The organism is Schlesneria paludicola DSM 18645 (assembly GCF_000255655.1).
Lineage (GTDB): Bacteria > Planctomycetota > Planctomycetia > Planctomycetales > Planctomycetaceae > Schlesneria > Schlesneria paludicola.
Map to the genome: position 1 here is coordinate 1,330,805 of NZ_JH636434.1, position 12,997 is coordinate 1,343,801.

General features: G+C 55.4%; 11 protein-coding genes and 1 other annotated feature. Of the genes, 7 read left to right on the forward strand and 4 right to left on the reverse strand.

The features are described 5' to 3' along the window. Positions 1-166: 166 nt before the first annotated feature. Complete coding sequence (locus OSO_RS0106550) at positions 167-1,138, reverse strand: CE1 family esterase (RefSeq protein WP_237729261.1); 972 nt, start codon at positions 1,136-1,138, stop codon at positions 167-169. 374 nt (positions 1,139-1,512) lie between these two features. Between OSO_RS0106550 and OSO_RS42430 the strand changes: the two genes are divergently transcribed. Beyond that, a complete protein-coding gene (locus OSO_RS42430; RefSeq protein WP_010582660.1) occupies positions 1,513-2,463 on the forward strand; it encodes a metallophosphoesterase in 951 nt (316 codons plus the stop codon). Between the two features lie 72 nt (positions 2,464-2,535). Here OSO_RS42430 and nrdR read toward each other — a convergent pair whose 3' ends face one another. Then, positions 2,536-2,997 carry a transcriptional regulator NrdR gene (gene nrdR / locus OSO_RS0106565; protein WP_010582661.1) on the reverse strand — a complete coding sequence of 154 codons (462 nt, stop codon included), beginning with the start codon at positions 2,995-2,997 and terminating at the stop codon, positions 2,536-2,538. A 307-nt stretch (positions 2,998-3,304) separates the two neighbouring features. Further along, positions 3,305-3,472, reverse strand: coding sequence for a hypothetical protein (locus tag OSO_RS0106570; protein ID WP_157605062.1), 168 nt, complete (start codon positions 3,470-3,472; stop codon positions 3,305-3,307). 308 nt (positions 3,473-3,780) lie between these two features. Between OSO_RS0106570 and OSO_RS51565 the strand changes: the two genes are divergently transcribed. The 3 genes from OSO_RS51565 (at position 3,781) to OSO_RS0106585 (ending at position 6,550) form a co-directional block, all read left to right on the forward strand. Further along, complete coding sequence (locus OSO_RS51565) at positions 3,781-5,205, forward strand: hypothetical protein (RefSeq protein ID WP_010582663.1); 1,425 nt, start codon at positions 3,781-3,783, stop codon at positions 5,203-5,205. Between the two features lie 79 nt (positions 5,206-5,284). Further along, positions 5,285-5,764: a phosphohistidine phosphatase SixA gene (gene sixA / locus OSO_RS0106580; RefSeq protein ID WP_010582664.1), complete on the forward strand. Its 480-nt coding sequence runs from the start codon at positions 5,285-5,287 to the stop codon at positions 5,762-5,764. 456 nt (positions 5,765-6,220) lie between these two features. Continuing rightward, positions 6,221-6,550 (forward strand): STAS domain-containing protein, encoded by a 330-nt coding sequence (locus OSO_RS0106585; RefSeq protein ID WP_010582665.1) that lies wholly within the window; start codon positions 6,221-6,223, stop codon positions 6,548-6,550. Positions 6,551-6,624: 74 nt separating this feature from the next. Here OSO_RS0106585 and OSO_RS0106590 read toward each other — a convergent pair whose 3' ends face one another. Beyond that, entirely contained in the window at positions 6,625-8,340 is a 1,716-nt protein-coding gene (locus OSO_RS0106590; protein ID WP_157605063.1) for a hypothetical protein, read from the reverse strand. A 413-nt stretch (positions 8,341-8,753) separates the two neighbouring features. On the opposite strand from OSO_RS0106590, the gene OSO_RS0106600 reads away from it, so the two are divergent. The 3 genes from OSO_RS0106600 to OSO_RS0106610 all read left to right on the forward strand — a co-directional run bounded on the left by OSO_RS0106600 (position 8,754) and on the right by OSO_RS0106610 (position 12,240). Beyond that, a complete protein-coding gene (locus OSO_RS0106600) occupies positions 8,754-10,184 on the forward strand; it encodes a cytochrome P450 (RefSeq protein WP_010582668.1) in 1,431 nt (476 codons plus the stop codon). 269 nt (positions 10,185-10,453) lie between these two features. Continuing rightward, a complete protein-coding gene (locus tag OSO_RS0106605; RefSeq protein ID WP_010582669.1) occupies positions 10,454-11,461 on the forward strand; it encodes a methyltransferase in 1,008 nt (335 codons plus the stop codon). A 92-nt stretch (positions 11,462-11,553) separates the two neighbouring features. Next, positions 11,554-12,240, forward strand: coding sequence for an MgtC/SapB family protein (locus tag OSO_RS0106610; RefSeq protein WP_010582670.1), 687 nt, complete (start codon positions 11,554-11,556; stop codon positions 12,238-12,240). Positions 12,241-12,736: 496 nt separating this feature from the next. Further along, positions 12,737-12,869, reverse strand: a sequence feature (16S ribosomal RNA rRNA prediction is too short). Between the last annotated feature and the right edge of the window lie 128 nt (positions 12,870-12,997).

Below are 12,997 nucleotides of genomic sequence, written 5' to 3' on the forward strand. Positions count from 1 at the left end.
AATGGCGGATCTCGCTGTGGATGATGCCGACCCGCAATCTTTTCAGACATGACGTTTTCAAATGTGTCATGCCATCAATGCGCACCCGTAGATGAGATTCCGTGCGGGGGGAACTTGCGAATCGCGTGCGACCGCATTTTCGAATCACTGAATTGTCATGGCTCGATCATTTCAGCGGATGCTGCTGGAAAAATGCCCAGATCAGTTCATTTGCCGAGATATTCATCGCGGATTTTCCCAGTAATTCGACGGGTGGAACCTGCCCCGGCCACGTATGCCCACCGTCCGTGACGGTGACCAGGACCACTTCTGTCCCCTCAACCCCAGGCCCATACCGCCGCCGCGTGACCGTCAACTCGTCCCCTTCTTTTGACAACAGATCGCTGATCGCGGGCTGAACATCGCATCGATTCGTTTTGGCCCATGTCCGGATCGATTCTTCCACAGATTTCAGACGCAACCAGGGCATCTGCTTGATGCCCTCCGTCTCGAAAGGGACCAGCGTGTCGCGAGTCCCATGAAAGTGAATCACAGACACCGCGCGATCGGGCTCGCGGTTGCCGATGGCCATTGTGCCCGCAACCGGAGCAATGGCGGCGATGCGATCCGACAATTCCGAGGCAAGGCGGTAACACATCATGGCGCCGTTACTCATGCCACATGCATAAACGCGGTTCTGATCGATGTTGACGACGGTTGCCAAATCGTCCAGCAACTGCCGAATAAACCCGACATCGTCAGCCTGACTCGAAACTCCTTTCACAAAACCACCGGCGTTCCAGGTCAAGACCGGCCCTGATCCGGTTCCGTTGGGATAGACGACCACGAATCCTTTTCGATCCGAAGTCTCGTTGAGCCCGCTAAATGCGGCCATGATCGGGCCACTCATCGCGACGCCGTGCAAGGCCAGTACGACGGGCGTTGGCACTTTTCGATCGTAGGTTACCGGGACATGCACAGCCGCAGTCCGGGTAAGCTTTCCAACCGACAACTTGCGCCAATGGTCTCCGGGCAACAGTGGCTCGCTCGTTTTCTCATCAGCCACGCGCAATGTCGGCCTATCCTGACAAGCCGCAGGCCCGGCAGTCGCCGCGATACTCAACATGGCCACGACAACCAGAGACACTCTTGTCGACATCGCGATCACTATCACCGAGGAACGATGAACTGTCCGCATCCTCTATACTCCTCAATCCCGATGCAGAATACCGCCGAAATAGGCATCATACTTTGGGAAAGACGCTTCTTGCGAAAGTCACAGCGACTTCGCATTTCTCGAAATGCCGTCTCGATTCGGGCCGCAAAGATCATGCCGCAGGGTTTGTATCAAAAAGTTGGTTCGGGACACTCATCGTACTTCAAATCCATGTGTCCGCGTCACTCAGTGCTGCATGGCCCAGCCATGCGATCCAGCCACGTTCGTTCGAACTCTTGCAGCCGCTATAATTTCCGAAAATATACAGATGACTCTGGTTCGCACGACCGGCACGAGTGAGGGAAATTCGAATCGCGATGTATGACTTGATTGGCGATATTCATGGACATGCCGATGCACTTGTCCAACTTCTTCAACTGCTGGGATATCAAAGTCACGAAGGCATCTATCGGCACCCCGAGCGGAAGGTGATCTTTCTAGGGGACTTCATCGATCGCGGCCCGCAAATCCAAAAAGTTCTGAAGATCGTTCAACAGATGGTCGCTGCCGGAACCGCCTATGCCGTGATGGGAAACCACGAACTCAACGCGATCGCCTACCACACCGAAGACCGAAACGCACCGGGTGAATTTCTGAGGCGACATTCTCCTTCCAACAATCACCAACATCGCCAGACTGTCGAGCAACTGACGCCGGACGAACTCAAGTTCTACCTCGAATGGTTTCGCACCCTGCCGATGTGGCTCGAACTTGAAGGACTTCGAGCGGTCCACGCCTGCTGGGACGATCGCGCCATCGCACGGGTTCGTCAGGACCACCCCAACGATCAGCCGTTGCTGCCATCGTTTCTACAGTCCGCCTGCCGACCGGGGAATGAGTTATTTGACGCCGTCGAGACTCTGCTGAAAGGGAAAGAAGCTCCCTTGCCGGGAATGGCATTCTTCCGCGACAAGGAAGGGCACGTGCGTCGCAATGTCCGAGTCCGCTGGTATTTGTCACCCGAACGCCACACGATTCGCAGTTACGCAATGACCGACGAAATCGAATCAGACCATCAGCTCGATGAGGCCTCGATCGCGGCAGCGGTTCCTTATCCGTCCGACGCGCCACCCGTGTTTTGCGGACACTACTGGCTGGCGCCGATTCGTCCGGAGATCCTGGCCCCGAACGTGGCCTGCCTCGACTTCAGTGTGGCCAAAGGCGGGTTTCTCTGTGCCTATCGCTGGCAGGGAGAACACCGTCTGGCGAACGAGCACTTCGTCTGGACAAATCAGCCCGGCAATGACGACGCTATTCCCAACGTGTAGTGGCACACTTCAAGACGCAATTTGGTAAGCGGTGTTCGCGTCAATGGGCGTCGCTGGTTGCAGCAAGCCAACTTATCGCGGGGAGTCACCGCGAAGAATGGGCTGAAGTTCTTCGACGAAATCGTTGACGTCCTGGAACTCGCGATAGACCGAAGCGAACCGCACGAACGCCACATGGTCGAGATGCCGCAGCGATTCCATCACCTTTTCACCGATCTCGCGAGACGGAACTTCACGATCAAATTGCTCGTAAAGATTCCCTTCAATTTCGGAGATGATCGTTTCGAGCGTTTCATCGCTGATCGGCCGTTTGTAGCAAGCCTTTTCCAATCCGGCTTTGATCTTTTCTCGCTGGAAGGGAACGCGAGTTCCGTCCTTCTTGACGACCTTCAGCGGTGACTCTTCAATCTTTTCGTAGGTGGTAAAACGCCGCTCACATCCCAGGCATTTTCGGCGGCGACGGATGACAAACTGTTGGCTGGCACGCGAGTCGATCACGCTTGTGTCTTCATGACGGCAAAATGGACACATCATAGTTCGACGCTCCTCACAACCATTCCCTGACGGAGTTGCAACGCCAGTTCCCTTGAGCAAGACACGGAAAAGCACGAAACAACTGAGGTCGGCCAGGCAAAATCAAAGGCATACGGTGACGCACTGCGATTGCGCAATCGCATCACGACGAATTGTGTACGGAAGGACGATCCTCACCGCGAATCTGCCCGTCAGTTCAATCGTCGACACAGTCGTTTTCAGTCGTCGTGTCTCTTTGACGAGCCATTACGATACGGTACCCCTAGGCACGGGACAAGACTAGGTGTAACGCCTTCTTTCCGAGAAATTATCCGTTCAAATCGAATTCCAATCGAATGAAGTGATTGTCGGCGGTGACCTGAAACAGGTTGAGCGTCCGCTGACGATCGACAGACCCAACAACGACCTGAGGATGGGGAAAGACCTGCGCAGGCGTCTTCAAAAGCCGCGTAAAACGCACCGTCGGCAAACTCAATTGTCGTGAATTCCGGTGACGCGGATTTGATTGAATCAGGATCCTCATCGAATCCGATACACGAGGTGAGTGGTGGTACGGAAGAGTATGCCTGCAAAGACGTTCCAAGATGCGGATCCTGAAAATCCCGCACAATCGGAAAAGTCGTCACGACTCAGCAACTGCTGGCAGAGTATTCACAAATGCGCCCACCTGAATACGTTGTTTAGAACAAATTCGTCACGACATCTGACGTGGTGCCGATGCATCTCCGATCAGGTTCGGTGACTGATGGCACAGGATGGTCCTTGAGGAACAGGATGCCTCACATGAAATCTCGCTTCACGTTGCCGATCGTCTTCGCGTTCGCGTTTCCACATCTGGTCATGCCGGCTCAAGCTCAGGTCGTACCTGGGACTGGGCAGCAGATCGTCGAATGCTTCGATGATTTTGAAGACCCGACCTGGAGCTTTACGCTGAACCTGCCCAAGTCGAGTGCAAACATCGATAAAGTCGAACGACATCCGTCGGGCTTTTCGAGCAATCGACTGTTCCTCGAGAGCCTTTACCGAGGAACGCCCGACTACGTTCACCGCGTCGACACCCCACCTGGCGGCATTCCCGGCAGCAAAGGGGCCTTGGCCATGCAGACCCTGAACTCGGGGATACCCGGCCAGACGTCGCGCACATTTCAGCAGGATGACCTGATCGCCAGTGTCCAGCAACGCCTGGGCTATATGCTGCCTGCATCGTGGACCCCCAGCTATACCTGCCGCGTCTATATCCCCCCTTTCGAAAAATGGGAACGTCGTCATGGCAGCCACTTCGGTTTCCGTGCGGACTGCATGACGACGATTAATTCGACAAAGTCGATGGGACGCCTGTTCAAGAATATGGGATCATTTAAGAAGCAGGAGCAGTACTGGCCGGGCTTCTTCATCCAACTGAATACGAAACAGATGACCGGGGAGAAAGAAGACTATGCCACAATCCTGATCCGTTCCGACGAACGCGGTCATGACGTCCCCGGCCCGAAAATCACGCATGCCGGCTGGTGGACGCTGGGACTTTCCATCACCTCCGACGGAAAGGTTCACTACTACGCCCATGAAGGTGTTGCGAACCTGACCGCTCGCGATCACCTGTATTCGAACTACCCGTACGGCTACCACTGCGAACAAACCAGTACGTACTTCTTCAATATCGTCAATCAGGATGACGGACGGACCTGGTCGACGCGGTGGATTGTGGATGACCCGAAGGTCTACGTCGCGACCGGAAATTACCGGCCCTCAGCTCAACCTCAGGTCACTCAGCAGCCTGCCGCAGCACAACCACAAACGGCTGCAAAACCCGCGACCCCAGCCCCTGCGACGGTGCCTGTCGTGAATAAGCCAGCGAGCAATACGCCAGCCCCAGTGACGGCTGCCGTGAAACCATCGGCCGCAGCGGCCCCTGCCCTAACGGTCCCGCCGGCAAATGTGCCAAGTTTGTCCAGCAGCCCTATGCCACCTGTCGTCGCCAGCAAGCCGGACGATATTCCTGCACCGAATCCGGAAACATCCGAGAGCGTACCTCAACTTGAGACCGTGCCAACACAAACCCCGGAACCCGTTGAGGCCACTCCGGCGAGTTCCGCAAACGATGGAGCACCGTCGCTCGACGCACCAGCGGCCATTGAAACACCCGTCGAGGCGGTGCCTGCGGCAGGTACACAGCCTGAAGTGTCACCCCCGCCAGCGGTCCCAGAATAGCCAGGCCTAGGGACGGCCGGTAAAGTTGAAGTCACACAAACCAGGTGCCTCATCCCTAATCCTGCTGTCCGGAATTGTCATGCTTCGACTTTGGCTCGCTCGACACGGCGAAGCAGTGGACCCCGATGTTGCGGCGTCAGATTTCGACAGAACTCTGACGCCCGCAGGTCGGCGGCGGCTTGCGAGCTCAATCCAGTGGCTGATTGCCCGCGAACAGCCTCCCGAGCTAATTTTGCATAGTCCCCTGGTTCGAGCTCGACAGACCGCAGAGGTGATCGCCGAAGAAATCGGTGCGGACTCCTCACTCGTTCGTGTGAGCCAGCGGCTGGCGCCAGGCCTTAGCACCGACGAGCTTCTAAGCTCTCTATCCAGCACCGCGATGGAACGAGTCGTCTGTGTGGGCCATCAGCCCGACATGAGCCGATGCCTGGCGGAAATGCTGGGTGGGGGACGAATCCAGTTTTCGCCCGGTACAGTGGCCTGCATCGATTTCAACGGCCCCATCCTTCGGAGTGCAGGTGTCCTTCGCTGGCTGCTTGATCCGCACTGGTTTGGATAAATTAGTTTGAATCGCCAGGCGCCCTCGTTCGGACGTTGTGGGCACGGATAAGTTGGGTTCTGCGATTTGGTGAGTTTTAATACACTTCCGAGTTTTGATGCGAATTCTCGCAAGATCTGCATTGTCAGGCGGCACCTACGGAAAATCTGCTGTCGTTTCTGAAACAACCACCAATCAACCCATACTTATGGCATGCTCTTTTTCCCCAAAAAAACGGGCGATCCACCGGATTTCCACGCTAGTCGAGCGGGAATTCTACGTTATTCTGTCTTAGGCAGATGTTCGCGTGCGGTTGAAATGGAACTCGCGCCATTTTGTTGAGAAACGGTATGTTTGCTGCACTTATCGCTTTTGCCCTTTCTTTTTTTTCGAAAGGGATTCGGGAACCTGATCAAAAAATCAGGCCCATATCGTTTGGTTTTGTTTCTTTTCTGTTTTTCGCGGAGGTTGTGAACAATGCAAAGTGTTTCAGCGCTGGAGGTTTACCAGGCGGGAGAACTCACCGTCATTGGGTTTGGGGGACGGGAAGTCCTTGACGACATGAATGTGGCGGACTGCCGCGATGAACTAGTTGAATTGATTCGTGAAAACAATTGTCAGGTGCTTGCGTTCGATTTGACACGCGTGAGATTAATTCCGAGCGGCCTTCTGGGGCTCTTGGCTTCGATTCGCAAACAAGGCGTCGAAGTCCACTTGTACAACCCCTCGGCCGACATCCGTGAAGTGCTTGAAATCACAAAGCTTGATCAAGTCCTGCAGTTGCATGACTTGGATGTGGCAGTCTGATCAGACGACGCACGAAGACATTTTAGAACACCCTGGTACCCGTACCAGGGTGTTCTGCTTTTGATGAACGCCATTCAGTTGATGGAAATTGCCGCCCATCCGTCGTCCGATCGAATTCCCGTGACGCGAGGACAGACCCCTCCAAACGTCCACCAATTCGCCGGCAACGCCCGATCAAACGCCAGCTTGGATATGCTGGCCTTGATTGCCTGCGAAAGCACACTCAACCCCAAACTGGGGGGATCATTCGAATCATCGCGATTCGCCACCTTGACTTGAACCTCGGTGGGAGTCACCAGAATCTTCTCACCAGCGATTTCGGTCTTGTACCCGATCGTAATCGCCAACGGAGGCAAAAAGTCTTGGCCTGCGGGCTTAAACTTTGCTCGGATTGTCACACTGGCAAGGTTCTGCTCAAGTCGAATCGTCAGCGGGTCCTCCGCATCGAACTCAATATCCGTGACGAAATTCCCCAACCCCTGCGGTGGCGCCACCGAGTCACCTGTCGAATCCCCCTCTTCCGGCTTCACTTCATATGGAGCCAGCGAGGCTTTCAAATCCTTGTCAGTCGTCTTAAGACCTTTCAAATTTGCACGCGCCACGATGGCCTTCAGGAACGACTCGTGCAACAGGAGATTCACCCCTTCATCGCGATTCATCGCGGCTTCCAGCGATGTCGCGGGTGTCGAAGGCTGATCTTCCGTCATTTGTGCCGAGTACTGCAGATAGGTATTCGTGGAAAACGCCTGCTGCTGCGTCGGCATTAGGCCGGCCAAACGCAAGCCTTTCCGGACTGTGTTCTCCAGGTGATCATTGGCCAGCGCCAATTGCTTATCGATCTGAGAATCGAATTCCGGGTAAACACGTTCTGCGACTTTGTCACGTGCAATCGCTTCGGCTTCCGTTTTGCGACGCTCCGCTTCGCGATAGGCGATCCGATCGGCAATTCCCCCAAACAGAGTTCCGCTGAGCGGCGTTTTCGCCCCCAGTGTTTGATTGTTCGCCCGGACATGGACCACGGCGTGCCGCGTTGAAATGCTGGTCCCATCAAAGTACAGCTCTTTGGTGGCCATAAATTGCTGCTGGCTGGCCACATCGACCATCGCCTGAGGCGTCACGCCCGTTGTCTGGCTCTGTGTCAATCCGTCAAGAATCAACGCGGCGCGAATCTTTTCCGAGTTTGGCAAGACATCGAACCGCAACCGGGTCTCGGTCGTCTGGTGCCCACTGACCTGAGCGCCAAGAATAAAATCACGAACCTCTCCTGGCTTTTGCTCATTCCGTGCGACAATTCGATTCACGAATGCTTCACTGACCGAAACACGCAGATTGCCGATGGCTGGCGGCGCAACCATCGCTTGTGCTTCATCAATCGGACGAGTGACGCGATACGCTTCACCATCAACCCCCTGAGGAATGGGCGTCAATGGAATCGCGGGATTGGCATTCACCGGAGGCCTTGCCGAGAGCGTCGGATCGAACGGCGTCGGTTGCCGGTACCAGTAACGGGGCGGCATCGGAGGATAGTTGGGTTGCGGATAGGGCGAGACCATCGGGTATCGCGCGCCATAGCGGATTGGAACCGGCCCGGGGCCGATGGCAACGGGAGCCTGACCATAGGGCGCTGGCGGACCATAGGGAACATTCGACGTTCCGATTGGCACAGGTGGCGTTAACGCCTGGGAAGGCTGCGCGCAGGCAAACGATTGGATCGCGACGAGGCCGGCAACGATCGCGACGAGCCCCCGTGCGTGACGACAAACTGTTTGGCTTTCATCGTTTAGCATCATTTCGGCCGCCCCTGAACGATCGGTTGCCACGGTCATCACGTGATTCACCGAAAGCTATTGAATTCCTCGAAACGCAAGCAGGTCGCGCTTCACTCAATCTTACATCTCAAATCCACTTCAGACGGAATGTTAGCGGCGTCTGACAGATTCCAACGGCAGTTCTCGCCAGACTTGCTTGGTGGATTATTCCTGCGAATGGACCAAAAAACAAAACTTGACGCCCCGCCGAGGCATCTCGCTCGAAACTCATATCGAGCAACCGCCGTTCCAAAGTCGCGACCGGTATTGTTCTTTTGACGACTTTGACCGCATCATTTTTGCATGTTTCCCTAGTGGGGAACCTGCGAAGTTGGTAGAAAATCGTTCGCGAATACAGGACGTATTCGTTCAAAATGTCAAGGTAGACAATAGTCATGTTGCACACGAAGCTCACGATCGCCCGCGATGCGAACGAACCTCTTCCGGTCACGCAGGGGCGGCTCCTTGATTTCCCCGATGATCCAATCGCCTGTATGCGACGGTTGCACGCGGCGCATGGTTCTGTCTGCGCCATGGAAGAAGATGGCCAGCGAATCTATTTCGTGTTCGGGCCCGAGTACAATCACCAGGTCTTGAGCGATAGCAACACATTCCATTCGCGATTCTTTGCAATCCGAGGCGGACGCAATTCGTCACAGAGACGACTCAGCTCCGGCCTGCTCAGCATGAACGGAGACCAGCACAAGCGGAACCGACGAATGGTGATGGATGCCTTCATGAAGAAGGCGATTTTGAATTATTTACCAGCCATTCGTATCGAAGTGGAATCGATGTTGTCCGATTGGACGCCGGGCAACGAACGCGACATCTCGCGCGATATGACCGACTTCATGCTCCGGCTGACGAGCTCCATTCTGTTCGGACTCGATCAGCCACAGGTCGCATACAAAATTGGACATATGATCGACCATTGGGTCCACCTGAACCATGAAATCGGGATGGGAGCCTTTGTATCCGATCCAACAATCGCAAATCGATATGGCGACTTGCTGGCGGAAGCAAACGAACTTGAAGGCCAGATCCTGGGAATGATTCGGATGCGCAAAGCGAATCCCACAGGTCGAGATGCGCTGTCGATGCTGATCAACGCCCACGACGCCGAAGGAAGTATTTCCGAGGAAGAATTGGTCGGACAGGCCGCCTTAATGTTCGCCGCCGCGCACTTGACGACCGCACATTCGCTGACCTGGACCCTGTTTCTACTGGCACAGCACCCGTCCGTCATGAATGGACTGCACCAGGAACTCACGAAGGAACTCGATGGTGGGTTTCCAACACTCGAACAGGTCGAAAGGCTGTCGCTGACCGAACGCGTCATCAAAGAAAGTATGCGGATCCTTCCCGCGTCATCGTATTCTCAACGAATTACCGCGGTTCCGGTGGAACTGGGACCATTTAAACTTGCGCCCGGCGCGGGAATTGTCTTCAGCCAATTCATCACGCACCACCTACCGGAAATCTACTCTGAACCGGACACATTTCAGCCGGACCGCTGGCTGACAATGGCCCCATCGCCCTACCAGTACCTGCCCTTTGGAGCGGGACCAAGAATGTGCCTGGGGGCACCACTGGCAATGCTGATCATGAAAGCGACGCTGCCGACCATCTTGCAGCGGTTCAAGTTGACGGTCGTTCCAAATACCGAAGTGAGCGGAAAGGTCATCTCGACCATGCTGGGACCGACAACCAGCGTGATGATGCGAATCGAGCATCAAGATGGCCGATTTGAGAGCCAGCCTGTTCGCGGAAACATCCATCAGATGGTTGACCTGCGCGAAATCAGGACCGCACGCCGAGCCGCTTGATTGATATTGGCCTCGAGGCATTCTGAGTCGATTCCAGAGTCGCCGTCGCGACAATGCTACCCGGGCAACTTCGTCATTTGTGCGACATGGTTTCGACGATGCTCCACCGTAGGATGACCAAATCAAAACCTTCGTGCGCGCTTCAACGCCCCCCGTGAAATCTGCCATTGAGGCTTTCGCAAACGGCCTCAATTCGTCTTGTGGATTGACGGAACTGAACCTCCCCCAATCCGTGTTTCGAGACAAAAGAACGTCAAAGGAATCACTTGATGGAAGCTCCGATCCCTCACGAAATCATGAACCGGATGCTGTCAGGCTACTGGTCGACCCAGGCACTTTACGTCGCCGCGAAGCTGGGTCTTGCGGACCTCTTGATTGAAGGGCCGCGCTCGATCGACGATCTTGCTCAGGCCACGAACACTCACGCTCCATCGCTTTATCGACTGCTTCGTGGACTCGCGAGCATGGGTGTGTTCGCCGATGTTGGCAATGCGCGATTTACGTTAACACCGCTGGCGGAATGCCTGCGAAGTGACCTCCCTGGATCGCAGCGTGCACTGGCAATCATGGGTGGTGAGGAACATTATCAAGCTTGGGGTGAGCTGCTTTACAGTGTGCAGACCGGTAAGACATCGTTTGACAAGCTGTACGGAATGCCCATTTTTGAGTTCCTCTCCAAGAACATTGAGCAGGCCAAAGTGTTCGATGCCGCGATGGTCGGAGTCCACGGCCGCGAGACCACGGCAATGACGGATGCATACGACTTTTCGGATGTGAAGGTCTTGGCAGATATCGGCGGAGGCAACGGCAGCCTGCTAACTACCGTCCTGACGAAGTACCCGCACATGAAAGGAATTCTCTACGATCTGCCCGGCGTGACAGAACGAGCCACAGTCAGCTTGTCGGCCGCTGGGCTATCCGACCGCTGCCAGGTGATGGGTGGCAACTTCTTCGAGTCGGTTCCCGCCGGAGCCGATGCCTATCTCATGCGTCACATCATCCATGACTGGGACGACGAAAAGGCGACCACGATCTTGCGCCATGTCCATCAAGTTCTCCCCAGCCACGGGCGCCTACTCGTCGTTGAGGGTGTGATCCCTCCGGGCAATACTCCTTGTTTCGGCAAATTGCTCGACCTCACCATGCTGACGCTTCCCGGCGGAAAGGAACGAACCGACGACGAATTCCGAACCCTTTTCAAATCGGCGGGGTTCCATCTCTCCAGAATCGTACCGACCAGTGCGGAAGTCAGTATTATTGAGGGGAAGAAGCAGTAGCGAGCTCATCTAGAATCACCGAAGCCCGGTCCGCGTAGAGACTTCTGCGCGGACGTTCGCTCGCATCGACCACCTCGTGAGAAAGTTCACCCATGGTGATCCCCGCCATTGCGATGTTGCTCCGCATGGGCACCAGCACGATCTTGGGAGCCGCAATCGGATACGAGCGAGAACGAAGCGGCCATCCCGCTGGCCTTCGGACGCATCTGCTCGTCGCCCTGGCATCCACGACATTCATGCTCGTTTCAACCCAGTTCGTGTACTTCCAAACCTACCGTAAAGAGGACCTCATTGCGGTTGACACTTCGCGAATCGCGGCCAGTGTCGTCACCGGAATCGGGTTCCTGGGCGCCGGCGCGATCATCCGCAACGGGATCAACGTACAGGGACTCACCACTGCCGCCAGCCTTTGGCTGGTCGCTGCAATTGGTCTGGCCGCGGGTGCCGGAATGTACACGGTCGCGATTGTCGCCACCTTGACGGCCCTCTTTTGCCTGACGATCTTGCGTCAAATCGAAGGACTTCGCTGGCATGTCTGTCAAAGACAGATCGAGATCGTCGGCAAGAAACCGCTTCTGAACCGTCATCTGATTCAGAACGAACTCAAAACATTGGGACACGTCGTCAAAGATTTGGAATGCGACGACAACCTTGCACAAAACGAACTTCGCCTGACGTTCGAACTGCGATTCTCAACCGAACACGCGGTCGAACCTCTGCTCACAAAGCTCGAATCCCTACCCGGAATCATGAGCATCAAGCTGATCCGCACTGGTTGATCGCAGGCTGCTTCTCTCCAGCTCCTCTTTCGCGAGCTCTTTCTCGCGACGTACCCAGGGTCGTCGCAACTTGACCGCCACGCCGCTTGGACTTGGGGCGAGCCGTCCTTGCTAGGGCACTCAGCCTCGACTTGCCAGCCAAAACATTCGCACACGACCGTCCAGGCTTTCGCGCCTTCCACTCCGCCTCCACCAATCAGAACGACATTGGCCAAGCGCGACCACTTTCCGTGAAATCCAGCAGCGGCCTGACGAGCCTTGACGCCCCATAATCCGCACCCACCAGCAAACGAAAAAAGCCCACTCAGGTTAAGGCCTGAGTGGGCTTCATATAAACAGATTGGAGGTTTGAGAATCGGAATTACGCTTGATGCGGACTGTTTGTTATTGATTTGATTCGCTGGAAGATACGGGTTTCAGAAACGATTGCTCGAATCATCACCCCAACCAACGTCTCTGGCGCAATTGACCAATATCCTTTAGAAAGGAGGTGATCCAGCCGCAGGTTCCCCTACGGCTACCTTGTTACGACTTAGTCCCAATCACGGAGTTCATCTTCGGCACCTGTGTCCTTGCGGTTCACGCAGCGACTTCGGATGCCCCCCGCTTTCGTGGCTTGACGGGCGGTGTGTACAAGGCTCAGGAACACATTCACCGCAGCAATGCTGATCTGCGATTACTAGCGATTCCGGCTTCATGCAGGCGAGTTGCAGCCTGCAATCCGAACTGGGGGACGCTTTTTGCGATTCGCTTGCCT

Coding starts and splice junctions, on each gene's coding strand:
- OSO_RS0106610 (WP_010582670.1), top strand. CDS start 11,554: ATGGTGATCCCCGCCATTGCGATGTTGCTCCGCATGGGCACCAGCACG.
- OSO_RS0106600 (WP_010582668.1), top strand. CDS start 8,754: ATGTTGCACACGAAGCTCACGATCGCCCGCGATGCGAACGAACCTCTT.
- OSO_RS0106605 (WP_010582669.1), top strand. CDS start 10,454: ATGGAAGCTCCGATCCCTCACGAAATCATGAACCGGATGCTGTCAGGC.
- OSO_RS0106585 (WP_010582665.1), top strand. CDS start 6,221: ATGCAAAGTGTTTCAGCGCTGGAGGTTTACCAGGCGGGAGAACTCACC.
- OSO_RS51565 (WP_010582663.1), top strand. CDS start 3,781: ATGAAATCTCGCTTCACGTTGCCGATCGTCTTCGCGTTCGCGTTTCCA.
- sixA (WP_010582664.1), top strand. CDS start 5,285: ATGCTTCGACTTTGGCTCGCTCGACACGGCGAAGCAGTGGACCCCGAT.
- OSO_RS0106590 (WP_157605063.1), bottom strand. CDS start 8,340: ATGATGCTAAACGATGAAAGCCAAACAGTTTGTCGTCACGCACGGGGG.
- OSO_RS42430 (WP_010582660.1), top strand. CDS start 1,513: ATGTATGACTTGATTGGCGATATTCATGGACATGCCGATGCACTTGTC.
- OSO_RS0106550 (WP_237729261.1), bottom strand. CDS start 1,138: ATGTCGACAAGAGTGTCTCTGGTTGTCGTGGCCATGTTGAGTATCGCG.
- nrdR (WP_010582661.1), bottom strand. CDS start 2,997: ATGATGTGTCCATTTTGCCGTCATGAAGACACAAGCGTGATCGACTCG.